The sequence below is a fragment of the Lacticaseibacillus sp. 22 genome, assembly GCF_055413445.1.
The window spans coordinates 113,733-136,544 of record NZ_JBVAYD010000002.1; the positions used below are offsets into that span (position 1 = coordinate 113,733).

Annotated in this window: 19 protein-coding genes; 6 read left to right on the forward strand and 13 right to left on the reverse strand. The window is 48.2% G+C overall.

Going from position 1 to position 22,812, the window contains the following annotated elements:
* Positions 1 to 30 precede the first annotated feature (30 nt).
* The 3 genes from ACWP87_RS01860 (at position 31) to ACWP87_RS01870 (ending at position 5,201) form a co-directional block, all read left to right on the forward strand.
* Positions 31 to 1,008, forward strand: a complete 978-nt coding sequence (locus tag ACWP87_RS01860) for a glycosyltransferase family 2 protein (RefSeq protein WP_005691887.1) — start codon at positions 31 to 33, stop codon at positions 1,006 to 1,008.
* A 300-nt stretch (positions 1,009 to 1,308) separates the two neighbouring features.
* Positions 1,309 to 3,975: a cation-translocating P-type ATPase gene (locus ACWP87_RS01865; protein WP_029943700.1), complete on the forward strand. Its 2,667-nt coding sequence runs from the start codon at positions 1,309 to 1,311 to the stop codon at positions 3,973 to 3,975.
* 266 nt (positions 3,976 to 4,241) lie between these two features.
* Positions 4,242 to 5,201, forward strand: a complete 960-nt coding sequence (locus ACWP87_RS01870; protein ID WP_014569266.1) for an acrylyl-CoA reductase family protein — start codon at positions 4,242 to 4,244, stop codon at positions 5,199 to 5,201.
* Positions 5,202 to 5,291: 90 nt separating this feature from the next.
* Here the strand turns inward: ACWP87_RS01870 and ACWP87_RS01875 are convergent, their stop codons facing one another.
* The 6 genes from ACWP87_RS01875 to ACWP87_RS01900 form a co-directional block, all read right to left on the reverse strand.
* Positions 5,292 to 6,095, reverse strand: coding sequence for an ABC transporter ATP-binding protein (locus ACWP87_RS01875; protein ID WP_014569265.1), 804 nt, complete (start codon positions 6,093 to 6,095; stop codon positions 5,292 to 5,294).
* Position 6,096: 1 nt separating this feature from the next.
* The gene (locus ACWP87_RS01880; protein ID WP_005691881.1) at positions 6,097 to 7,068 is read right to left on the reverse strand and encodes an ABC transporter permease; all 972 of its coding nucleotides are present in this window, start codon (positions 7,066 to 7,068) and stop codon (positions 6,097 to 6,099) included.
* A gap of 28 nt (positions 7,069 to 7,096) precedes the next feature.
* Positions 7,097 to 8,065 carry an ABC transporter substrate-binding protein gene (locus ACWP87_RS01885; RefSeq protein WP_005684097.1) on the reverse strand — a complete coding sequence of 323 codons (969 nt, stop codon included), beginning with the start codon at positions 8,063 to 8,065 and terminating at the stop codon, positions 7,097 to 7,099.
* Positions 8,066 to 8,664: 599 nt separating this feature from the next.
* Positions 8,665 to 9,621: an ABC transporter substrate-binding protein gene (locus ACWP87_RS01890; protein ID WP_014569263.1), complete on the reverse strand. Its 957-nt coding sequence runs from the start codon at positions 9,619 to 9,621 to the stop codon at positions 8,665 to 8,667.
* Positions 9,622 to 10,253: 632 nt separating this feature from the next.
* Positions 10,254 to 12,641, reverse strand: coding sequence for a beta-glucosidase (locus ACWP87_RS01895; RefSeq protein WP_014569261.1), 2,388 nt, complete (start codon positions 12,639 to 12,641; stop codon positions 10,254 to 10,256).
* Positions 12,642 to 13,749: 1,108 nt separating this feature from the next.
* A complete protein-coding gene (locus ACWP87_RS01900) occupies positions 13,750 to 14,403 on the reverse strand; it encodes an NAD(P)H-binding protein (RefSeq protein WP_014569259.1) in 654 nt (217 codons plus the stop codon).
* A 171-nt stretch (positions 14,404 to 14,574) separates the two neighbouring features.
* Here ACWP87_RS01900 and ACWP87_RS01905 point away from each other — a divergent pair, with 171 nt between their 5' ends.
* The 3 genes from ACWP87_RS01905 (at position 14,575) to thiD (ending at position 17,376) form a co-directional block, all read left to right on the forward strand.
* Positions 14,575 to 15,408, forward strand: coding sequence for a hypothetical protein (locus ACWP87_RS01905; RefSeq protein ID WP_014569258.1), 834 nt, complete (start codon positions 14,575 to 14,577; stop codon positions 15,406 to 15,408).
* Complete coding sequence (locus tag ACWP87_RS01910) at positions 15,401 to 16,462, forward strand: hypothetical protein (RefSeq protein ID WP_014569257.1); 1,062 nt, start codon at positions 15,401 to 15,403, stop codon at positions 16,460 to 16,462. Before ACWP87_RS01905 ends, ACWP87_RS01910 begins: the two co-directional genes overlap by 8 nt.
* A gap of 92 nt (positions 16,463 to 16,554) precedes the next feature.
* Positions 16,555 to 17,376: a bifunctional hydroxymethylpyrimidine kinase/phosphomethylpyrimidine kinase gene (thiD, locus tag ACWP87_RS01915; RefSeq protein ID WP_015764875.1), complete on the forward strand. Its 822-nt coding sequence runs from the start codon at positions 16,555 to 16,557 to the stop codon at positions 17,374 to 17,376.
* Between the two features lie 186 nt (positions 17,377 to 17,562).
* On the opposite strand, the gene ACWP87_RS01920 is transcribed toward thiD, so the two are convergent.
* From ACWP87_RS01920 to ACWP87_RS01950, 7 genes are all read right to left on the reverse strand, one after another.
* Positions 17,563 to 18,087, reverse strand: a complete 525-nt coding sequence (locus ACWP87_RS01920) for a DUF308 domain-containing protein (RefSeq protein WP_005691858.1) — start codon at positions 18,085 to 18,087, stop codon at positions 17,563 to 17,565.
* Between the two features lie 245 nt (positions 18,088 to 18,332).
* Positions 18,333 to 18,512 (reverse strand): hypothetical protein, encoded by a 180-nt coding sequence (locus ACWP87_RS01925; protein WP_005691857.1) that lies wholly within the window; start codon positions 18,510 to 18,512, stop codon positions 18,333 to 18,335.
* A complete protein-coding gene (locus ACWP87_RS01930; RefSeq protein WP_014569255.1) occupies positions 18,509 to 19,177 on the reverse strand; it encodes an NAD(P)H-dependent oxidoreductase in 669 nt (222 codons plus the stop codon). Before ACWP87_RS01930 ends, ACWP87_RS01925 begins: the two co-directional genes overlap by 4 nt.
* Complete coding sequence (locus ACWP87_RS01935; protein WP_014569254.1) at positions 19,174 to 19,965, reverse strand: alpha/beta hydrolase; 792 nt, start codon at positions 19,963 to 19,965, stop codon at positions 19,174 to 19,176. Before ACWP87_RS01935 ends, ACWP87_RS01930 begins: the two co-directional genes overlap by 4 nt.
* Positions 19,966 to 20,056: 91 nt before the next feature.
* Positions 20,057 to 21,172, reverse strand: a complete 1,116-nt coding sequence (gene mutY / locus ACWP87_RS01940) for an A/G-specific adenine glycosylase (RefSeq protein ID WP_029943698.1) — start codon at positions 21,170 to 21,172, stop codon at positions 20,057 to 20,059.
* Between the two features lie 278 nt (positions 21,173 to 21,450).
* Positions 21,451 to 21,927, reverse strand: a complete 477-nt coding sequence (locus ACWP87_RS01945; protein WP_005684114.1) for an Hsp20/alpha crystallin family protein — start codon at positions 21,925 to 21,927, stop codon at positions 21,451 to 21,453.
* Positions 21,928 to 22,667: 740 nt separating this feature from the next.
* On the reverse strand, positions 22,668 to 22,811 hold the full coding sequence (locus tag ACWP87_RS01950) for a hypothetical protein (RefSeq protein ID WP_014569251.1): 144 nt from the start codon (positions 22,809 to 22,811) through the stop codon (positions 22,668 to 22,670).
* Position 22,812 lies beyond the last annotated feature (1 nt).

Here is a 22,812-nt window from a genome sequence, read left to right on the forward strand (position 1 = left end):
TTTTCATTAATTCAGAAAGGAGCAAGCGTGATGCGACAAAAAACAAATCCCTTCATTTCCGTTGTCTTACCCGTTTACAACGAAAGCGCAGGCATTGGCGAAACGTTAACCGAACTCGCCAACTATGTCCGGGCGCGACCAGAACGGTATGAACTTATCTTTGTCAATGATGGCTCAACCGATGACAGTGCCACCCAGATTAAGGCCGCGATGGCTAAAAACCCAACCATTCGCCTCGTAGACTTCTCGCGCAACTTTGGGCATCAACTTGCCATTACCGCTGGCATTCGTTACGCAAGCGGTGATGCCGTTGTCGTCATGGACGCTGATTTACAAGATCCGCCAAGCGTCATCCCAGCCATGATCGCCCGCTGGCAAGAAGGCTATGATGTTGTCTATGGCAAACGACGCAAACGCAGCGGCGAGACTTGGTTCAAGAAGGTAACTGCCGAAACTTTTTATCGCGTGCTAAAGGCGCTCACAAGTGTTGACATCCCCGTCGATACAGGTGATTTTCGCTTAATGGATCGCAGCGTCGTGAACGTTTTAAAACAAATGAATGAACATGATCCTTACGTGCGCGGTATGGTGGCCTGGGTTGGATATAGGCAAATTGCCGTAGAATATGATCGGCAAAAACGAACCGCCGGAGAAACCCATTATCCATTAAAGAAAATGCTACACCTTGCCATGAACGGCATTACCAGCTTCTCCACCGTTCCTTTAACAATTGCCAACTGGCTTAGCGGCTTCTTTCTACTACTGGCCGTGGCTATTGTCGGCATCAGTTTCTTTTTAGGTCATCTCAGCTTATTAACTTGGGTGATCGCGACAACGTTACTTGTTGGTGCCGGCATCACCTTCAGCATCGGTCTACTTGGCAACTACATCGGCCGAATGTTTGCCCAAAGCCGACACCGACCGCTCTACATTGTAGCTGACACTTATGGCTTTAAAACGCAAACGACCCAACAACAAAATTACCGCTACCACGCCTTGCAAAATTAACGGTAACTAAGATTTGATATCTGTACCAAAATGGACTGCTAATAACACAAAGCAGTCCATTTTTTTGAGCGCGAACAGGAGCGCTTATCAATCGGAGTGTAAGTGGTCTTGGGCGTGATGGTCGCACTTTGACCATTGCGCCAAGGGTACTTACACGCAGATTTCTGCGCCGGAAAACGCGTTATGGTGAGGTCGAACAACTACGCACTTCAGCACAAGATTTTACAGGCACCGCATCATTATGTTACGGTTATTAAAAGTAAGTACGAAGACAACTCGACCCCAGAAAGGATTGAGCATATGCCAACACCAACGACCAAAGACCTGACGCTTTTGACGCCGAGCGATTTGGCCGCTGATTTTGACACCGACCTCACAACCGGTTTAACGACAAACGCAGCTGCCAAACGCCGCCAAGAAGATGGCCCCAACCAACTGACTGCTGCCAAAAAGCCCAGTTTATGGCGGCAAATCGGGCATCACCTTAGCGACATTACCTCGTTAATTTTACTATTTGCCGTTGCACTATCTGCTTATCTAGCCCTGACGACTGACAGTGACTGGACCAAAACAATTGTTATCGGCAGCATTGTGATCCTTAACGTCGCCATCGCCTTATACCAAGAACACAGTGCCGAAAAAGCATTGGCAGCTTTAAAAGCCATGACGGTTCAAACAGTCACCGTTGTTCGTGAAGGTAAGACCCAAACCATTGCCGCAGCAGATTTGGTCCGCGGTGATTTGATGCTCCTCAAAGCAGGTGATGCAGTAGCGGCAGATGCGCGGCTAATTCACAGTCAGGATCTCGAAACCGATGAAGCAGTTTTGACAGGAGAAAGTTCCGCCGTTGCCAAATCTGCCGCGCCACTGACTGAAGTGCCGGATGATCTTGGCGATGCCGTTAATCGCCTTTTTTCCGGTACGGCAATTACCAGTGGAAAAGCCAGCGCTATTGTCACCGCCACCGGTATGCAGACCGAGTTGGGAAAAATTGCATCATTATTGAATCAAACGCAAAAACAAGCGACACCATTAGCCAAACGCCTAAACGCACTGGGCAAACGCTTATCGTTAGTGGCCATCTTAGGCGGTGCGCTGACGATGCTGTTGTCCATGCTTTACCACCAAGAAACCTTAACCGAAAGTCTTATGCTCGGTGTGAGTCTTGCCATTGCGGCGGTTCCGGAAACATTGCCGGTCATCGTCACACTCAGCTTGGCACACGGCGTCCAGAAAATGGCCAAACGCCACGCTATTATTCGACAAGTCACCGCGGTTGAAACCATCGGGAACGTCAACGTTATAGCTTCCGACAAAACCGGCACATTGACGCAAAACCAAATGACCGTGACCCATTTTTGGCCGTTTCGTGAAGCACTCCAAAAAGTGACCGATCAACCCTTATCAACGAATCAGCAGCAATTTTTGACTTATTTAGGGCTGGCAACTAACGCCCGGCTCACCAAACAAGGCGAACCGGATATCGGTGATGCCACCGAGCTGGCAATTGTTCGGCTGCTGGCCCACTACGGCTTAAACCGCGATGATCTTGAAACCCGCTATCCACGAATTGCCGAGTCACCATTTTCATCCGATAAAAAGACCATGGCGACCTTGCACAAAACTCCCGATGGCCATTTTCTGGCTATCATCAAAGGCGCTGCTGATCGGATTGCCTTTTCCAATGATCATTGGCACGAGGAAGCTACAGCGATTCATGATCAGATGACTGCGCAGGCATTGCGGGTCTTGGCAGCAGGTTACCAGCAATTCGAAAACGACCCCGGTGCCGACTGGGAGACGCAATTAACCGCCGTGCAACCTTCAGGACTGATTGGCTTAATTGATCCGCCGCGTCCAGAAGTGCCGGCTGCGATTCAAGCCGCAAAAGATGCGGGCATTATTACCGTGATGATCACCGGCGACCATCTTGTCACTGCCACTGCCATCGCAAAAGACATCGGCATCCTCGACCACGGTCAACGCGCTATCACCGGGCACGATCTGAGTCAAATGAGTGATGAAGCATTGGCCGCCGATATTCTGCAAATTCGCGTTTTCGCCCGAACCACTCCGACCGATAAAATCAGAATCGTCAAAGCATGGCAGCAGCAACAAGCCGTCGTGGCCATGACCGGCGATGGCGTAAACGATGCCCCCGCGCTAAAAGCCGCCGATGCTGGCATTGCTATGGGCATCACCGGAACGGACGTGGCCAAAAACGCCGCCGATATGGTGCTCACCGATGACAACTTTGCGACAATTATCGATGCGGTGGCACAAGGACGAACTGTTTATCAAAATATCCTCAAGGCCGTTGAATTTCTGATTTCCGTCAATTTCGCGCAGATTTTCACCATGCTGATCGCAGTTTTAGTTGGTTGGGGTGCGATCATGACGCCGGAACAGCTATTAATCGTCAACGTGCTCGCTGACGGCATTCCCGGCTTCTTCTTGAGCCGTGAACTAGCCGAACCTGGCATCATGCGGCTTAAACCGATTCCTAAAAAAGCCAGCATTTTTACCAGTGGGCTTGGCAAACGAGTAGCGGTGCGGACAACGACTTACGTTGGCCTAATCCTCGGCGTTTACGCACTCGGTCGCTTTGGCTTGAGCGCCAATCAACCAATTGTCGGCATGACGATGCTCTTTTTGACGCTGGCGATTGGCTCAATGTTGGATATTTTCCCGATCAAAACCCGTGGGCGACTTAATCGCGCTGCCTTCACGGTCAATCCGATATTAACCGGCAGCTTGTTGGGTACCATTACCTTGATCTTGTTGTTAGCCACTGTGGCCCCGCTTCAACAGGTCTTTCGGCTGGCACCGTTAAATCTCGGACAATGGCTCATTGTTTTGGCGGTCATCTGGTTGCCAATGCTGGTCGTGGAAGGTTACAAACGCCGCCAGCATCGCGATGAATTAGCCGCATGGCAACAATCGGAATTGATTGGTGGTGCGGAATAACGGTTGTTTTGTATTTATTGATGAATCTGCTATGCTTTAGTTAATACTTGAGCAAGCTATGGTGCCGTGCCCCGTTTGTCAGATTAGGAGTCGAATTGCGCTATAACACGTTCACCTGCTCATGCTCACTATAACGCGCTCCCCGGCGCAGAAGCCTGCGTGTAAGGACCTCAGGCGCAATGGCCAAAACCGGGCCATCACCCCTGAGGCCACTTACACTCCGGCTTCTAACCGCGCCGGCTCGCGCTCACTAGGAGGTTCATAAAGTGCAACCGTTTCAGGCATTGCTCCACGACGGCCAACAAGCTACCTTACAAACTATGACGACAGATGACTTACCTGCCGGCGAACTTTTGATCAAGGTTGCTTATTCAGACGTTAATTACAAAGATGCATTGGCCTATCAACCACAAAACCAAGTTGTGCGGCAGTTTCCGCAGATCCTAGGCATCGACTTAAGCGGAACCGTTGTCGCTAGTCACGATGCGCAGTTTAAAAAAGGCGATCAAATTATTGTAACCGGTCATGGCTTAGGCGTCAGTCAAGGCGGCGGTTACGCTGAATATGCCCGCGTTCCGGCACAATGGGCACTTCCATTACCTAAAAATCTCACACTGGAAACTGCGATGGCGTTTGGAACAGCCGGGTTGACGGCAGCGTTGTGTGTCACGGCGTTGATGCACGCCGGAATGACACCTAAACGACAGCCGTTGATTTTGGTTGGTGGTGCAACTGGCGGGGTTGGCAGTATTGCCTTGCGATTATTGGCAAATGCCGGCTTTTCAAACCGCGTGGCCCTTGTCCGCACGCCTGATCAGCAACAACAGGTTCGCGCGCTCGGAGCAACTGCCACTTTAGCCCTTAACGAGTTACCAAAAGGCAAGGCATTGGCGCGTCAACAATTTGACTTTGCCATCGATCCGCTTGGTGGTAGTTTCACCACCAGCCTGTTACCGAGTATGCGGTACGGTGGAGCGGTTGCGCTATGTGGCAATGCTGCAGGCGCTTCCCTGCCGCTCACGGTATTTCCGTTCATTTTGCGCAACATCAGCTTGCTAGGGATTGATTCTGTGAGTGCGCCAACAGCCTTACGTCAAGCTGCCTGGGCCGCATTAGCCAAACTAGCTCCGGTGCCTTATCAAACGGTCAGTCTCTCTGACTTGCCGCGCGTTTTGAACAAGCACTTTACCCATCCCGCACTGCGGACGGTTGTGAAAATCAGCTAGATTGCAAGTAAATCGATTTTATAGGCAAAAAGATAACCGGCATGCGCTCATTTAATCATGATCGCATGCCGGTTATTTAAGTTTTCGAAACTAGCTCAGCAAGACCGCATCATCGGCAAATTCCTGCCCGCTGCGTTCTTTAAACAGTGTTAACAAATCTTCAACTGTCAAATGTCGCTTTTCCTCGCCGCGTACATCGACAGCGATCTCCCCGTGATCCAACATGATTAAGCGGTCACCGTATTTCAACGCGCTTGCCATGTTGTGCGTAATCATCAAAGTGGTAATCTGTTGAGCGCGCACCATTTGATCCGTCAAGGTCATAACGGTCGCACTCGTTTGGGGATCAAGCGCCGCCGTATGTTCATCCAGCAGCAACAAGGCCGGCTTCTTCAAGGTTGCCATTAACAAAGTCACCGCTTGACGTTGGCCTCCGGAAAGCAAGCCCATTTCTGCGCCAAGACGTTTCTCTAGTCCTAAACCCAATGTCGCCAGTTTCTCCTGAAAATGCTGCCGATCACGGCGCTTGACGCCACCTGCCCAGAAATTACGCCATTCGCCACGCTTTTCTGCTAAGGCAAGGTTTTGTTCAATCGTCAATAAAGAGGCAGTGCCAGAGCGCGGGTCTTGGAAAACCCGGGCAATGAGCTTGGCCCGTTTCGCAACATTTTGGTAAGTGACGTCTTTGCCATTGATCAGGATTTGGCCTTGATTAACCGGCAATGTTCCGGCGATGCTGTTTAACAAGGTTGATTTACCTGCACCATTACCACCAATAATAGCGACAAATTCACCACGTTCCAGGCTCAAATTGATTCCTTTTAAAGCGTGATTCTCATTGACGGTACCTTGCTCAAAATATTGGTGCAACCCGCGTACGTCCAGAACTGCCATGTTAATGAACCTCCTTTTGTTGCTCTGCCGGTGCAATCGTCATATGATCCGATGTCTTGGCAACCATGCGTTGGTCAGACTTGACCTGTTGCCGATTGCTATGTCGTACTTTTACCTGAAAGAGTTTCTTTTTCAATAACGGCAGTGATAAGAAAATCGTCAACATGAGTGCGTAGAAGAAGCGCAAGTAGTTCGGATCCACGCCCATGTCCAAGACCACCGCAATAATGAGCCGGTAAATCACGGCACCCACAATGATCATTAGCAAGCGCGCCCACAACGGCACCCCGCGCACCAGGATTTCGGAAATGATGATAGCGGCCAAGGCAATTACAATCGTGCCAATACCCATGGACAGATCAGCATAGCCATTAGTCTGTGCCATGAGACTGCCAGACAATGCAATCAAGCCATTGCTCAACATGTAAATAATGATCTTCATCGCGTCATTATTAATCCCGTTAGCAGCCGCCATATTCTGATTGTTACCAACTGCGGCTGCGGCCAATCCCATTTCGGTATGGAAGAAGAAAACCAGGGCTCCGATGACAATTGCCACCACAATAGCGCCCACGATGATGCCGGTCGTTGTCGCATCCCCGCTATCTGTCAAATTGAACACAGTCTTGACCGCGCCAATCAAGCTGACATTGGCTTTTCCCATGATGAAAAGATTCACGGAATATAAACCGGTCATGGTCAAAATACCAGTGAGCAGATCCGGAATGTGCAGTTTGGTCGTCAGAAAACCCGAAACCGCACCTGCAGCAGCCCCACCGGCAAATCCCAGCAACGTTGCCGCAATCGGGCCAACTCCTGATACAATTGCCTGAGCAGTTATTGCCGCGCCTAGTGGAAAGCTACCTTCTGCCGTCATATCGGCAATGTCTAAAATGCGAAATGTCAGATACACGCCAATGGCCATGACCGACCACAATAATCCTTGGGCAATACTTGATGTCACAATATCCATAACGAAACCCCTTTTTAAAAATGCTCGCCTATTCTGCTTGTTTCAACATCGCTTCAGTCAGCCCAAATTGCTGCATCCGTTTGGGATTGGTGACTAACCGGGTTTTGGCTGGTGTTTCAACTGCCAAATCTTTGACCTGTTTACCCTTCAAAAGCTTAACTGCCAACTTACCGGTTTGTTTGCCGAGGTCCTCGTAATTGATGCCGACCGTTGCAACTCCGGCTAACTTAACCATCGTGGCATCGGCTGGCACAACCGGAACTTTTTCCTTGGTGCTGACCTTACCAATGGTGGCCATAGATGCGGCCATCGTGTTGTCGGTTGGAATGTAGATGACATCACTTTGCTTCATCAAGGCCGTGGCACTTTGTTCAACATCATTGGTCGTTGCCGCGGTCTTCTCAACTGCCGTCAACCCTAACTTCTTAATCGCTGCCTTGGCAAGCTTAACTTGAACCTGGGAATTTTCTTCAGCGGCATTGAAGAGCAACCCGATTTTCTTGGCTTTAGGGAAAACTTTGTGAATAAAGCTGATTTGCCCTGCAACATCGACTTTATCCGTTACCCCCGTTGCATTTTTGTCTGGCTTAGAAGGGTTACTTACCAGCCCGGCCGCCTTAGGATCCGTCACCGCTGTAAACAACATTGGCGTTGTAGCATCTTCCTTATGCAAGGCCTGAGCTGCCGGAGTGGCAATTGCTAAGTTAACATCGTTCTTGTCCCGCTTCAGGCGTTGGCTCATCGTCTGCAAATTCGACTGATCGCCCTGGGCATTCACATAATCAAGTTTGATCTTCTTACCCTTGTAACCGGCTTTAGCAAGCTCTTCGGTAAAACCTTTTCGTGCTGCGGTTAAGGCTTGCTGATCAATCAATTGCAAAACCCCAACCTTCACCTGACTCTTATCAGCCGCAGCACTCGTGGATTTACCACAACCAGCCAAAGCCACAACCGTCAACGCCGCTGCTACAACCGCAGCCATTTTTTTAATCATCATTCTTTTAATCATCATTTTCTTCCTCCTAAAATAAAGTGAGCGCGAGCCGGCGCGGTTAGAAGTCGGAGTGTAAGTGGCCTCAGGCGTGATGGCCCGCTCTTGGCCATTGCGACCAAGGTCCTTACACGCAGGTTTCTGGCCCTGTGAACGCGTTATGGTGAGCGCGAGTCACCTTCTACTCACACTGGCACTCGCACTACAGAACTCACTCGCCAAAAAAGGCCAGCCACTGGATTTTCTCATCCATGTGACTGGCCTTTTACTTTTTTCCCGGGAAAGAAAAAGCCACATGGATGAATTCGTCCATGTGGCGGTTAATTGCAAGTGAAATACTCACGGCCATCATGGATACAAACCTGATTGGCTTGTATCCATGAGATACAAACCATTATCCGAAATAGCCGTAATAGTACGCGTGATTAAGTTGTGTTGTTTTTCTTTGTCTCATGATCAACACTCCTTTGCTCAGAAGTTAACCCTTCTGGCTTGTTTCAAAGCGTATACTCATAATCTCAGTTTGTCAACACAAGTTTTCGCCGGTAGGTTGGCTAATCGGATTTCAGAATATCGAAAAATGTCAAAGAATGTTGATATCATGGCTATTTTGGCAGGTGCACCGTTTGCTTAATATTTTTTAGCATCACTTCATTTTTTACGGTTTCAACTTTGGCCGGTTTTTCAACGCTTAGTTTTTTGACTGCTGTTCCCTTAAGCAGTTTGATCACCATTTTCGCAGTTTGTTTGCCAAGATCGCGGTAGTTGATGCCTTTGGTGATGGTGCCTCCGTCTTTAACCATGGTTGATGCGGCCGGGACGACCGGAATCTGGTGAGCTTTGGCAACTTTACCGATCGTCGGCATTGCAGCAGCCATCACGTTGTCGGCCGGTAGATACAAGGCGTCGACATCCTTGGCTAAACTTTCGGCTGCCTGCTGCACATCATTGGTGGTTGCTGCGGTGCGAATCTGATAGCGCAACCCTAACTGTTTGAGCCGTGCCTTAGCATGTTTGATTTGATAAACCGAATTGGGTTCGCTGGCGTTGTACATTAACCCAATCGTTTTGGCTTGCGGGAAAGTCTGATGCAGCAAATTAATCTGATCTGCCACCGCGACTAAATCTGTAACCCCGGTCGCATTCTTGTCAGGCTTTTCTAAATTCGTCACCAGTCCTGCAGATTTAGGATCAGTAATCGCCGTGAAAAGCAACGGTGTCTTCTTATCGGCTTTTTGCAAGGCTTGAGCAGCTGGTGTGGCAATGGCCAAGTTAACATCATTCTTATCGCGCGCCAGCCGGTCACTCATGGTTTTGAGATTAGCTTGATCGCCTTGTGCGTTCACATAATCAAGTTTGATCCGTTTGCCACTGTATCCGGCCTTGGCAAGTTCTGATTCAAACCCTTTACGCGCTTCGGTCAAAGCAGTTTGGTCCATTAACTGTAAAATACCGACTTTAACCGTTCGACTGCTGGCGGCACTTGATTTCTTACCGCAACCAATTAAGGTCAATCCAATCAAGACAGTTGCTGCTATCGTGAGTACGAGATGCTTTTTCATTAAAATTCCTCCCAATTTGCGCGATCCAGCGCCGTTAGACAATCAGATCACGTATCCGTCCAAGTTATTTTTTAATTAACAAAAGCCAAAACCGAGTACCTTTTTTGGTCACTTTTTAGGTAAACGCGTCTGATTAACCGGTATTGTCAGACGAGTTAGCCCTCAGCAAGCGAGCCGTAACGCGCTCAATCTTAACGCGTTCGCTGGCGCAAGGATCTGCGTGTAAGGACCTTGGACGCAATGGCCAAAGCCCGGCCATCACGCCCAAGGCCACTTACACTCCGATCCTTAACCGCGCCGGTTCACGCTCACAAAAAAATGGGCCAGCCGTTGGATTTTATCCATGCGACTGGCCCGAGTTTTCGATATCGAAAAGCCGCATGGATGATTGTTCATCCACACGGCTTTGTTGGCACATTCAATGTGACAGCCTCATGGATGCAAACCGTTGCTTGCGCGGTTTGCATCCGAGTGCAAACCGCTATCCAAAAAAGCTGCCAAAAAAGTTATTTAGTTGTGTTTGCCGATAATTCATCACGGTGAACACTCCCTCGGTTTTGTATGGGATTAAGCATACTGGAAAGCATTTGTCCGCGTCAAGAAAAAATTCTAATTATTTTACAATACACTTGTTATCCAAAAATCATCTTGAGATATTGATGGTTGGCTGCAGCGACCAATCGATCAACCATGCTTAACTTTAAAATGCCACTTGCTTGCTGGGCCAGCCGAATTAATGGTGTATCTAGCACAATTGCTTGCTGAAACTTAGCTTCCGGGCCTTCTTTGTCAAGATAGTCTTTTGTTCGCATTCGAACCGTGATCCGGGTTACCGTACGGACAATCCATGAATGTTTTTGCATTTCGCGCGGTGTATTGAGTCGCGTGAATTCTCCCGGAACAAACTCATGATGCGGTGGCACCTTTTGACCGGTTAACTGTTCAAAATCATGGACAGTCGGTTTGCCCGATAGTGTGGTATACCAATCAGGAACATTTTTGAAATTGGTGACGTTGGTGCCGTTTAAATGAACAGGCAACGTTGCCACAATATCAGCAGCGCTTGTGCCAATTGCTACCGACTTGGCAGCAGCAGGAAGCACCCAGGTCTGGGTCTTTTCCTGCCATTCTTTAAATGCTTGCGCGGGTAATTCCAACTGAACTGCGACTGTTTCACCAGCTTTAATAAAGACTTTCTTGAATGCCTTTAGCGCTTTTTCCGGCCGTAATGGACGCGGCTGCTGTTCTTTGACGTAAGCCTGAATCACTTCTGCCCCGTCCATATCCCCTGTATTGGTCACATCTAATTGAACCGTCACCGGCTGCGCATCGGTTACTTCATCATTGACAAGCCGCACATGCTTGATCGCAAAAGTGGTGTAACTAAGACCAAAACCAAACGGAAACGCCACCGGTACTTTTGCCTTATCGAAGTAACGATACCCGATATAGGAACTTTCTACATAAGGAACCGCGCGCGTGTGTTTATCATAAATCTCAGCTGACACAACGTCTTGATAGCGCTTAGGATAGGTTTCGGCTAACTTGCCACTGGGGTTGACTTGACCGGTCAGTACCCGTGCGGTTGCCGTTCCAATATGCTCCCCGCCTAAATATAAATTCAAGATTGCCTGTACCTGATCTAACCATGGCATCTCAACCGGTGCTCCGGCGACCAATAAAACAATGACATGCGGGTTAATCGCTGCAATGGCCTGAAGCAAGTCGTTTTGTACTTTTGGCAGGGCCATGTTCTTCCGGTCAAACCCTTCTGATTCATAGTTATCGGGCAACCCGGCAACAAAAATAACCTTGTCGTGCGTCCGCGCTAATTCCAACGCTTGGGCAGTTTTCTCCTGATCAACTTCATCATCAAGTCGATACCCGGCTGCGAAATCATAAGTGAGCCCAGCCTGTTTGATTCCGCTCAAAATCGACACTTGTTCAGCTGCTTGAATATGGGAAGAACCTGCACCTTGAAAGCGGGTTCCCTTAGCCATCTCACCAACAACCGCTAATGATTCACTGGTCTGCAATGGCAAAATGTGGTCGTCGTTTTTTAGTAACACAATGGCATTTTCCGCAATTTTCTGTGCTAACTGAGCATTTTGGTGTAATAAGGCTTCACGCGTACCATGGAAGCTAGGCCGATGTTTACGCGCCATTTTGATAATATTAGCTGCTGCACGATCCAAACTGGCCGGCTGCAATTCACCGGACTGCAACGCCTTCAACGCCTCATCGTCAAATAAATGATCATCACCTGGCATTTCTAAATCCGTTCCGGCATTAAGCGCAGCCACTTTGTCGTTCAACGCGCCCCAATCGGTGATGACCGCACCATCAAACCCAAATTGATCGCGCAGCACGTTTGTCATTAAATAGCGATTGTCACTCGTATAAGTACCGTTTACTTTGTTATAAGAGCACATGACGGATTCTGGATGGCCTTCAGTAACGGCAATGCGGAAGGCCTCCAAATAAACTTCATGAAGTGCCACCGGATCAATCATCGAATCGGACGATAAGCGACCGTTTTCCTGATTATTTGCAGCAAAATGTTTGAGACAGGCAGCGATTCCTTGCTTCTGCATGCCTTGAATCCAGGCCGCACCAAGCTTGCCGGCCAAGTATGGATCCTCGCTAAAATATTCGAAGTTCCGCCCGCATAACGGATTGCGTTTCATGTTTACCCCAGGGCCCAACACGACATCAACTCCCAGACTCTGAGCCTCAAGCCCAATCGCTGCCCCCATTGCGGCAATCAATTCCGGATCCCAAGTAGCCGCACTGGCACTCGCGGTTGGAAAACTTGTGCTTGGGACACTGTCATTAATCCCTAAATGGTCAGCAGCAGCGGCTTGGTAACGTAAGCCGTGGGGTCCATCACTCATTCGGATACTCGGAATCTTATGATCAGGAAGTGCTTCGGAGGCCCAGAAGTCCTTACCAGAAGTCAGTTTCATTTTCTCTTCAGTGGTCAGTTGATCAACATTGATGTTTGATGCTGAGTTGTCCATCAAATTACCCCATTTTCAAATTTCTATTAGAACCATTTCCACCCTTAATATAACGTTTTTTTGTGGCGATTTCCTGTTAACGGCTCTAATTTTGTAGAAAAGAAATGATTAATCCTTTAATCTGACAGTGTTTATCATTTTGATTGATTATTATTGCAAGAAACTGACATCTCACAGCTTCTTTTTAATAACTAGTCATTCGGCCGAAAAAAGTGCACTGATGACGAAAAAAACGTCCGTTCTAAAATTTTATGCCAGAACGTCATAAAAAGTTCACAATTAGCGATTATTCTCTTAAGTGTAGCAAGGAAGTTTACCCCCTTCTTACTACTACCCCAACCCAACTTTTTTCATTTTTACTCCTCCAAAGTAAAAATAAGTCAGCTCCACCCCCAATGGCGCTGACACGGGAACACCGCGTACCCCCAATACGCGGTGTTTTTTTGTTGAGCGCGAGCCGGCGCGGTTAGAAGTCGGAGTGTAAGCGGCCTCAGACGTGATGGCCGGGCTTTGGCCATTGCGTCTGAGGTCCTTACACGCAGACTTCTGCGCCGGGGAGCGCGTTATGGTGAGCGCGAACAGGAGCGCTTAGCAATCGGAGTGTAAGTGGCCTCTAGCCTAAATGGCCGGGCTTTGGCCATTTAGGCTAGAGGTCCTTACACGCAGATTGCTGCGACTGTGAGCGCGTTATAGAACGCAATGTCAGTTTCTTAATTGCCTAAACCAGAAAGTCTTTCCGTCCTCCCGGCTACTTTCTTAAAATCAAACAGTCTTTAGCCGTGATGGTCGCACATTGGCCATTGTGTCCAAGTTTCCTACACGCAGACTTCTGTGCCGGGGGACCGCATAAAAACGCAATATCAGCTCCCTTAACTGCCTAAACTAAAAAGCCTTACCCCCAAACAACACAAAAATTAGTCTAGTACCCAAACTATATCCCCAAACCTTTATCAGTTGATAAGCGCATAACCACCACTACCAACCCACCATACCGCGGCTAACCACCCATCGTTTTCCCAACTCATTCATCTCAAAAATCACCAAAAAACACGATTCACACAAGGCTTTGCCCCTGCGTAAATCGTGTTTTTTTGGTTGCTATTACCGCTCATTCATCCACATCGCGAACGGTTATCCGATCTTGCAAAGCGGTTGGCTGCTCTAGCTGATCCAAGACTGCCAAGGCCATATTACCTGTTGTGATGTGACTCTGACCATCTTCGCCAACCAGTAAGGTATCTTTGCCTGCAACATAACCGGTTGCCGGTCCGCTTGGAAAAGCCTCGCTGGCGGATATACCAATCCATTTAACGTTATCGGTCATCTGCAAAAATCGATATTCATCATACTGATACTTCGCACCGTCATACCATGGCTGACTCGCAGCACTTTCCGGAAAATCAAGAATCATCGGATGATCGGCACCTGGCATTGCCAAGCTAGCACTTCCCAGAATAAAAACGGCTAACGGATCCGCATTACGCAACAAACTAATCAAATGCGTGGCAAAATCCAAATGTAAATAGCCGCGGCCAGAGCCCCACGGAACACTCAGCGCATCAACGACGGCATCAACACCATCTAGATCTGCTTCGCTTAAATCTAGTGGTGCCTTCACCAGCGTCGGAACGGTTTGGCCCAGCCGGCGCGCAGCTTTTTGCGGATCGCGCACGACAGCCAACACATCATGACCGCGTTTTCTCGCTTCGGCAACAATGGCACTTCCGGCACGTCCAGTCGCACCCAAAACTGCAATTTTCATTTTCTTACCTCATTTCGTAAACCCGAACACCCTACACGAGCTCATTTTAGCATGCATCCATTTAAAACGGTTGATTTGACCTTCTTAGCTCTAAATGAGAAGAAAACTTCCTTATATGCCCGTTTATGCGGTACACTTAAAATAATTGGACAGAATGTGAGAGGATATTATATGTCAATCGAAACGAGTCTTACTTACCAAAAGAAATTCTTTAGTGATTTTACCGATGCTTGGCATAAAAAATCACGTTACCGCCTTTACCAGGGAATCGATGCCACAGCAGAGAATTTGCGCCTCGATATTGAAGAAGCGCCTGGCTACATTTTAGCTTACGACAAAAGCGCCCAAGCCGAACTGCATGATTTTTTACAAATCGGGTTTATTGATTTCTTGCGGCAACATATTCCGTTTTTTGAAGTCAATGATCAAGGGACGATTTATTTTGGCAACTGGTATCACCGCCGCGATTTTGGTCATATTAACGTCATTTTGCGCGCGATTACCCAGTCAACCGATGAACAACGCAAGATCCTGCCGCAACTGGAAGCCTTTTCCGATGATCCTGATCACTATCTGGATCGCCAGTTGGACGCCATGCGCAAGGAAGTTTACCGCGATGTTGATTCACTGCATACGCAAATTGATAATCTTGAAGCTGAAGCAGCACCTGAACGCGATCAATCCGCCCAAGGTAACGGTGGCTTCCGCGGACTTTTGAAAAATTTCATTGATCCAAGTGATGAATCCGATGCCCCAGCTTCCCATGCATCAAAAACCGATGCCTCGCAACTTAAGGCCCGCTTTGATAAAGAAAAGCTGGCGGCTGATGACACCTTCGATAAACGTAAACGCGAATTGGAAGTTTCTGCAGCCATTACCCGTTATGAATATCAAGCTGTCTTGAGCACCTACAGTTCCGTTGCGGAGTTTGAAAATGTTCTTGCCAACTTGAAAGATGATTTCATGCAGTCATTAAAGCTTGAAGGAGGGCGCACACATGCTTAATCTTAATGACACACATTTGGCTGCCCTAATTGCAAAACCGTTAAATGTCTCACAGCTACGTCAACAAATCAGCACCGCGTATCAAACCGAAGCTGACCGACTAGCCGATTCGCCTTTATGGGGTTCAAATGATGATGCACTAACCGCGTTACTGGCAAGTTACACGGGCTTGATGCGTGACAAACTCTATCAAACGTTGCAAAATATTGCTGCCATTCCAACTAACTTTTTACAGACATTGTGGTTTAAAGACACGACTAGCGATCCTCACCACAGTGAAATCACGCTTATTCAGGCAACTGAAGAAGACAATCAGCCCCTGCTAACCATTGTTGATCCGCTAAGCCCAAGCGCCACCCTGAAAGCCGCCAATTTGCCAACCCTGTTACAAATTACGGCAAGCGACAGCAACGCGCTGCCTTACGATGCCGATGAAATCAAAGCACTGTCTGCTTTAACCAAGGCCCTTAATCAAGGCGGCTATCAATTTGCAACCATTGACGAAACGGTTTTGCAGCCAATCAACGGCTTACACTTTAAAACCCGCTTTGATAATCTCAAACCATTAGTCGCCAAAAAAACGGTTGTTAAAGCCGGCGAATTCAGCATTCAGACTAACCTTGATCGGGATAGCAAAGTTCTCGACTACCAGGTTCTGGACGAAGACGGCCACGATTGGAAAGATTTAGGTTCTGAAGAGGTTAAAGGTGACCGATTTGAATGGGCCTCGACCACAATTCCGGAAGAACTGGTCAACCATCACCTCAAGCTGGTCGTGCGGGTTTCTGCCGGGACAAACTCCCCTGCGTTAGACGAACTGTTCGTCATTGCTTCCAGTAATGCGATTTTGATGCGGCAAGGCAGTCACCAAGGTGTATATGAATTACCGCTGCCCAATCAAAAACTCTTTACTGTAATGGTTAATCCGGACAATAATATGATTTACCTGAAATACCCAGATCCGGAAACTCAGGTGATTGAATTAAATCGGCAATATCCATTTATTGGCGAATGGCTAAAAGCAGTTTTACCTCAAAAACGGGCTTTTAACTAACCGTACAGATGAACGATTGGCATTAGCGCAAACCTTCCAATGAATGGACATGCTGATGAGAGTTCAGACTTTTTTATCAGGAGATGATCATGATGGCTAACGAATTTCCACAAGTGATGACAATTGGCGGTACTGACAGTGATGGCAGTGCCGGCGTTCAAGCAGATCTGCATAGTTTCTTCATGCGTGGCGTTTACGGTGCGACCGTTTTGACCGCGGCGGTTGCCGGTAATTCCTATGGTATCCAAGACAGCATGGTGATGCCGGTGCCGTTCATCGATGCGCAGTTCAAATCCTTGGCTGCTGACTTGAAAATCAAAGCAGCTAAAACCGGAATGCTGGCTGATAAGGCATTGGTGCAAGCGATTATCAAAAACTGGCAACAGTATGATTTCGGTGCGCTGGTGGTCGATCCGGTCATTATCACGAAGCACGGCGCGATGCTGCTGGAACAAGATGCCTACGATGCCGTCAAAAATGAACTGATTCCCTTAGCAACCGTGGTGACTCCGAATCACTATGAGGCAGAACATCTTACCGGCATGAAACTCGACACCGATGCTGCTACAGAAGCTGCAGCCCATCAGCTACAAGCATCAGGAGCCAAAAACGTTGTATTAAAAGGTGCCCATGACGATCCGACTCAAAAAGAAGTTCGGGATTTTGTGTTGCTGGAAAGTGGTAAATCTTTTTGGCTGAGCGAACCTTATCACGATACGGACCGCGTTAACGGCACCGGTGATACACTTTCGGCAGTGATTACCGCCGAAATCGGCAAGGGTAATGATGTTGAAGACGCTATTCGGATTGCCAAACGCTTTACTAATCAGGCAATTGGCCATCCAATTCCGGTTGGCCACAAATACGGTCCCATCAATCATTGGGCTAATCAAATTGTGTATCCACGACAATAAACCGATGACTAACCGCAGAACAGCTCGTTGAGTATCCTTGCCACCATTGCGTAAAAAAAACAGGACCAATGTTGCGATGATATTGCGCATACATGGGTCCTGTTTTTTATATTGTGAGTTAGTTAGTTGTGATGCGAATATAAAAAGCCATGGATAAATTCCTCCGTGGCTTTTTGCTTAGTCAGCTTAATCGCTTTTTTTAGTGAAAAGTTGCAGAATGCCCATTACCACAAGCACGCCGCCGAACAAGGCGAAGACCATCATCACCGTCTTAAACGGGTTAATCGCCATGATAAACCCGATAATAAGCAAGGCCACACCATAAATAATCGTCGACCATGGTGAAACATTTACATATTGCTGTTGCTGGCGAGCGCCGATAATCTTGTTAACCCCGTAGATCATCAAGATAATCCCGATAATCAACGGTCCCAGACTCATGAGCGGCTTGACGATTGCCGGAATCAGCAACGCCAGCAAGAGGTAAAATCCTCCGGCAAAAAGCGATGTCCCATAAGTTCCAGAACTTTTGTGCGCAGAAAATCCATCGATCAATTTAGGAATAGCGGCAATAATCAGAACTGCTGCAACAATCCACAGAAAGCTTCGGTAGACCTGATGCGGATCAATTAAAATCCAGCCACCAATCAAAATCATAAGCAGGCCGCGCAACCACGACCAACGTTGAAGACGATCAAACATTGCTTGCATTATTGATACTCCCTTTTTTCTGAGCGTGAGCCGGCGCGGTCAGGAGCCGGAGTGTAAGCGGCCTTGGACGTGATGGCCGGGCTTTGGCCATTGCGTCCAAGGTCCTTACATGCAGGCTCCTGCGCCGGCGAACGCGTTAATGTGAGCGTGAACCGCGCGCTTAAATCCCACGTTGTTCCAACACTTTATGCTAATTAAAGCATAGCATATCGTTTTGCAATGTCCCTCCGTCGTCAGACTGAACTTTACCACTGCTCATGATTCCAACTGCGCCCATCAATTTCGGCTTCATATTGTTCACGGCGCTCAGCTTGCTTGGCGACAAACGTCTGTAAAGCCGCAAAAAACGCTGCATTTTCATACGATGCCGCGTCTTTTTGATGTTGGGCAGCCGTCTCGATAAGCCATTGTTCATCGGTCGTCACTCTGACTCACCTGCCTTTAATTCATGTAAAGTCAGCCGCAACCGGTCAATTTCATCGGTTTGGGCAGCAAGTTGATCCGCCAGTATGCTCGTTTCCGGGTTAGCTTGCAGGCGATCAATATACCACTGCGCCTGTTCGTCAGGATCATCAGGATGAACCAGGGTCAGATATTGCTGGTACCGCACCAGCAACTGTTGGTGAGCCATATCCGTTTGATTGGCAAACTGCGAAATCGTCAAAGGAGCAAGCAAATCCAGGCTCGTTTTTTCTGCAAGCGCCACATACGGAGTTAAAAATTGACTGAGGCTAAAGCCCACCTTGCCGCCAAGCTGATACGCGGCTTCTGGCTGGCTGAAACTTACCACTAATCCCAGTGACTTTCCCCTCAGCAACCCACCATGTGCATCATAGACAAACTGCTTCAGCCATACTTCTGTGAGCCATTGATGCAAACTGGCAGGCGCCATATACCAGTACAACGGAAACTGGAAGACGATTCGATCAGCAGCTTGAATGGCATGCTGTTCAGCGGGCACATCAAAAGGCAGATTCACATCCAAATGATGCCACGCTACCTGCGACAAGGTTGCCGCACTGGCTTTTAAAAACTGCTGGGTGTTACTTTTTTCAATGTCTGGATGACTGACAATCACTAATGTTTTCAAATTGATCCCTTCAATAAATGCTGTGCCAAAAACGCCACTGTCCCCGGCCACGCTGCCGACAAGTACCCTTCTGCATGCTGGCCACCGGGAATCACCTGCAAAGTCACCGGTACACCGAGCTTTGCTGCCCCTTGAGCCAATCGATAAATCCCGCTAACAGGAATAATTTCCGCCTGTGAATTAGCCAAGTACAGCGGCCCTGCATCAGCCGTCAACCGGTCAAATGGCTCAACCTGAGAAAATTTTGTTTCATCTGCATCGACATAATTCAAGATGAACCACTTGTAGAATGGATCATTGCGCCCACCTTGATCAATCTCGGCACTGGCCGTCTTAACAAAGTCCGTTTTGGTGTCGGGCTGAGCCACAATTGCTGGATGATCCGCAAACCATTGCTGAATATCGAAAATACCCGACCAAGAAACAGTTGGTACGCCTTCAGCCAGCCCGACATCAACGGCTAGTGATCCACCGGCACTCGACCCGAAGACACCCAGATTCTCAACTTGAGCATGGGTGCGCAACCATGAAAAAGCCGCTAAAACGTCATCACGTGCGGCTGGAAAAAAGTCTGCCGGTGCCAACCGATAATTAGGAACCGCCACGTGATAACCCAATGCGGCGAACCGTTTAGCCATATCGCTTTCTTTTTGCTTTTCACCACGAAACCAGCCGCCACCATGAATATCTAGAATGGCTGCTCCATTTGGTTTATCCGGTTCATAGAAGTCGAGCTTTTGTAACGGTGCATCGCCATAAGTGACGTCTTTAGTTACCTTAACTGTCAATCTGACCACCTTTGCTTTCATTGATGACCACAGTATACCGCCGCTTTTTCCAAACCAGTTAACAATTGTCTTGCGCTGCTACACCAGATGATTATCCCGGCTCAGTTAATCCCAATGCCCGATTAAGCTTCTTTTGAACGGTCGGAAGTGCCATTTTACCAAAATCTTCAACCGGTACCCACCGTGCTGGCATAAATTTTAATTCGGCAGCAGCTGCATCCGCTCCGATTAAAGTCAATTGCCAGCGTTGATGGGTGAAAGTATGTTGCACCTGAGGACGACCGAGATCGGCAAAAGTTAAAGTCATTCCGGACAAGTCTGCAAACCGAGCACTGATTTCATCCAACTGTTCGCTTTCCATAGTGGCTTCAAGCTCGGCCATATCAATTAACGGGAACATCCACAAATCAGCCAACATCCCCTTACCCGGACGCTGTTCAAGCAAGTAACCGGCCTTGGATCGAATCACCAATGCAAAATAACGATGAATGACCGGCCGCGGCTTTTTGGTTTTAACTGGGTAGTCCTGCACAACACCATCGCGAAAGCTGGCATCAAACGCGCGCACCGGTGAATGGGCGGGATCAGGATGACTGGCAGACATATAACTTGAACCAAGATCCATCACGGCCTGGTTAAAATCACCTGGCCGCTCCTTGGGCATCAGTGGCCGAATCAAGTCATCGAACACTTTTCGAGTTTGCGGGCGCGCAATATCGGCATCCACTTTAAACAGTCGGGCAAAGACCCGAAATGCGTTTCCATCAATCGCAGGAACAACCTCTCCAAAACTAATGGATGCGATGGCCCCAGCTGTATACGGTCCAATGCCAGCCAGTGTCTGTAACTCCGCAGCCGTTTGCGGCCACTTACCTCCATAGTCATTCACGATTTGTTTAGCTGCCTGTTGCAAGCGGCGGGCGCGTGAGTAATAACCCAACCCTTCCCAAGCTTTTAGCACCGTCGCTTCCGGTGCTGCTGCCAACGCCTCAACTGTCGGAAACTGCGCCATAAATCGGTTGTAGTACGGAATGACGGTTTGCACTTGGGTTTGCTGCAACATCAACTCGCTGACCATGACGTGATAAGGGTCATGGTCTTGACGCCACGGCAATGTCCGTGCATGGTGATCGTACCAATCCAAGAGTGCATGCTGAAATGCCGCAACTTTTTCAGGCGGCCAATCCATTAATTTGTTATTTGTCATCATAGAAAATAGCTTACCATGGAGTTTCATAATTTGGAAAAGTAAATCGAATCGGCTAAAAACCAACCTCACTCGGTGCAAAAAGAGCAAAAAAATCAACCCCACGATCGTACGCATCATGGGACTGATTTCTTACGGTTCAATGATCACTGCAACTGCTGCAATTCTCATCGACTGATTTTGCTTACTACTGGGTTTTGCCCATCAACGACAGTGGTGCCGCTTCTGATCATGCTTGCAATGCAGTTCGTGAATCTTGAGCCGCCTGATGATAAACATTACTGAATGTCAATGTTGTGACCAGACTCCTTAGATTCAGTTAACTTTGGCAATGTGATGTTCAGAACACCATCTTTGTAGCTTGCCTTAATGTTGCTGTCATCAACGTTTGGCAACTGATAGCTCCGACTCATCGTGCCATAGTTGCGTTCGGACATCATGACGTTGCCGTTCTTGTCGGCGTGATCTGTGATGTCGTCCTTGTGAACATTAATGCTCAAGACACCATCATGGTAGTTCAGCTTGATGTTGTCCTTATTGATCCCAGGTACATCAACATGAACTTCGTAAGCGTCCTTGGTCTCCTTAACGTCAGTCAGCAATCCGTTGACGGCCGTGCTGGCAATGGAAGGTGTTGCCCAATCCATCCAGTCAGATACCGGGCCGAAGAACCGACGTGCCAAGTTGTCAAAGAACGGATCATTTACATCATTCATCAACTCATTATTACGACGATTCATAACTTCATTAGCCATAACAGATAACTTCCTTTCAAACAGAGACTTCTGGGATTCAGGAGAACGATCTTAGCTCCGGAGCTCTTGTTCCTTCTCCCTCGCTCCACCTATAGTTATACCACAAATTAGCACTTGTGAACGCCAAGTGCTAAATTTTTCCGAAAAAAGTTTTTAAAACAGGAAACGCATAAATGGTTCACTTTATTTTCCTTGTCAATAACAGCTATACCGATGATGCCAAAATGGCCTTGCAGTACCTCGAATCTTCATAGTTATCACCATTTGCGAGCTTCGCCATTCCAGAGAGTTGTAAGTAATCAGGTAGCCTCCAGCATAACGCGTTCGCCAGCCCAGAAGCCTGCATGTAAGGGCCTTAAGCGCAATGGCCAAAAACCGGCCATCACGCTTAAGGCCACTTACACTCCGGCTTCTGACCGGGCTGACTCACGCTCACTTTCTATAACGCGCTCCCCAGCGCAGAAGTCTGCGTGTAAGGACCTTAAGCGCAATGGCCAAAGACCGGCCATCACGCTTAAGGCCACTTACACTCCGGCTTCTGACCGGGCTGACTCACGCTCACTTTCTATAACGCGCTCCCCAGCGCAGCAATCTGCGTGTAAGGACCTTAAGCGCAATGGCCAAAAACCGGCCATCACGCTTAAGGCCACTTACACTCCGATTGCTAACCGCGCCGGCTCGCGCTTACAAAAAAAGAACCACAAACAAGTATATGTTTGCGGCTCATAACTTAATAGATATTAGTTTTCATTTTCAAGGCGTTCTGCTTCTTCGTCAATCGTCTCGAAGCCAGACTTCTTTGACTTCTTTTCAGGATGTTCTTGGCGCTCCTTTTCGACCTTAGCGATCAAAGCTTTCTTTTGTTCTTTGCTCAATGATGCCATG

Bases quoted from the DNA above. Each gene is read 5' to 3' on its own strand.
- ACWP87_RS01860 (WP_005691887.1), top strand. From the start codon at position 31: ATGCGACAAAAAACAAATCCCTTCATTTCCGTTGTCTTACCCGTTTAC.
- ACWP87_RS01865 (WP_029943700.1), top strand. From the start codon at position 1,309: ATGCCAACACCAACGACCAAAGACCTGACGCTTTTGACGCCGAGCGAT.
- ACWP87_RS01875 (WP_014569265.1), bottom strand. From the start codon at position 6,095: ATGGCAGTTCTGGACGTACGCGGGTTGCACCAATATTTTGAGCAAGGT.
- ACWP87_RS01880 (WP_005691881.1), bottom strand. From the start codon at position 7,068: ATGGATATTGTGACATCAAGTATTGCCCAAGGATTATTGTGGTCGGTC.
- ACWP87_RS01885 (WP_005684097.1), bottom strand. From the start codon at position 8,065: ATGATGATTAAAAAAATGGCTGCGGTTGTAGCAGCGGCGTTGACGGTT.
- ACWP87_RS01890 (WP_014569263.1), bottom strand. From the start codon at position 9,621: ATGAAAAAGCATCTCGTACTCACGATAGCAGCAACTGTCTTGATTGGA.
- ACWP87_RS01895 (WP_014569261.1), bottom strand. From the start codon at position 12,641: ATGGACAACTCAGCATCAAACATCAATGTTGATCAACTGACCACTGAA.
- ACWP87_RS01900 (WP_014569259.1), bottom strand. From the start codon at position 14,403: ATGAAAATTGCAGTTTTGGGTGCGACTGGACGTGCCGGAAGTGCCATT.
- ACWP87_RS01905 (WP_014569258.1), top strand. From the start codon at position 14,575: ATGTCAATCGAAACGAGTCTTACTTACCAAAAGAAATTCTTTAGTGAT.
- ACWP87_RS01910 (WP_014569257.1), top strand. From the start codon at position 15,401: ATGCTTAATCTTAATGACACACATTTGGCTGCCCTAATTGCAAAACCG.
- thiD (WP_015764875.1), top strand. From the start codon at position 16,555: ATGGCTAACGAATTTCCACAAGTGATGACAATTGGCGGTACTGACAGT.
- ACWP87_RS01920 (WP_005691858.1), bottom strand. From the start codon at position 18,087: ATGCAAGCAATGTTTGATCGTCTTCAACGTTGGTCGTGGTTGCGCGGC.
- mutY (WP_029943698.1), bottom strand. From the start codon at position 21,172: ATGACAAATAACAAATTAATGGATTGGCCGCCTGAAAAAGTTGCGGCA.
- ACWP87_RS01945 (WP_005684114.1), bottom strand. From the start codon at position 21,927: ATGGCTAATGAAGTTATGAATCGTCGTAATAATGAGTTGATGAATGAT.
- ACWP87_RS01950 (WP_014569251.1), bottom strand. From the start codon at position 22,811: ATGGCATCATTGAGCAAAGAACAAAAGAAAGCTTTGATCGCTAAGGTC.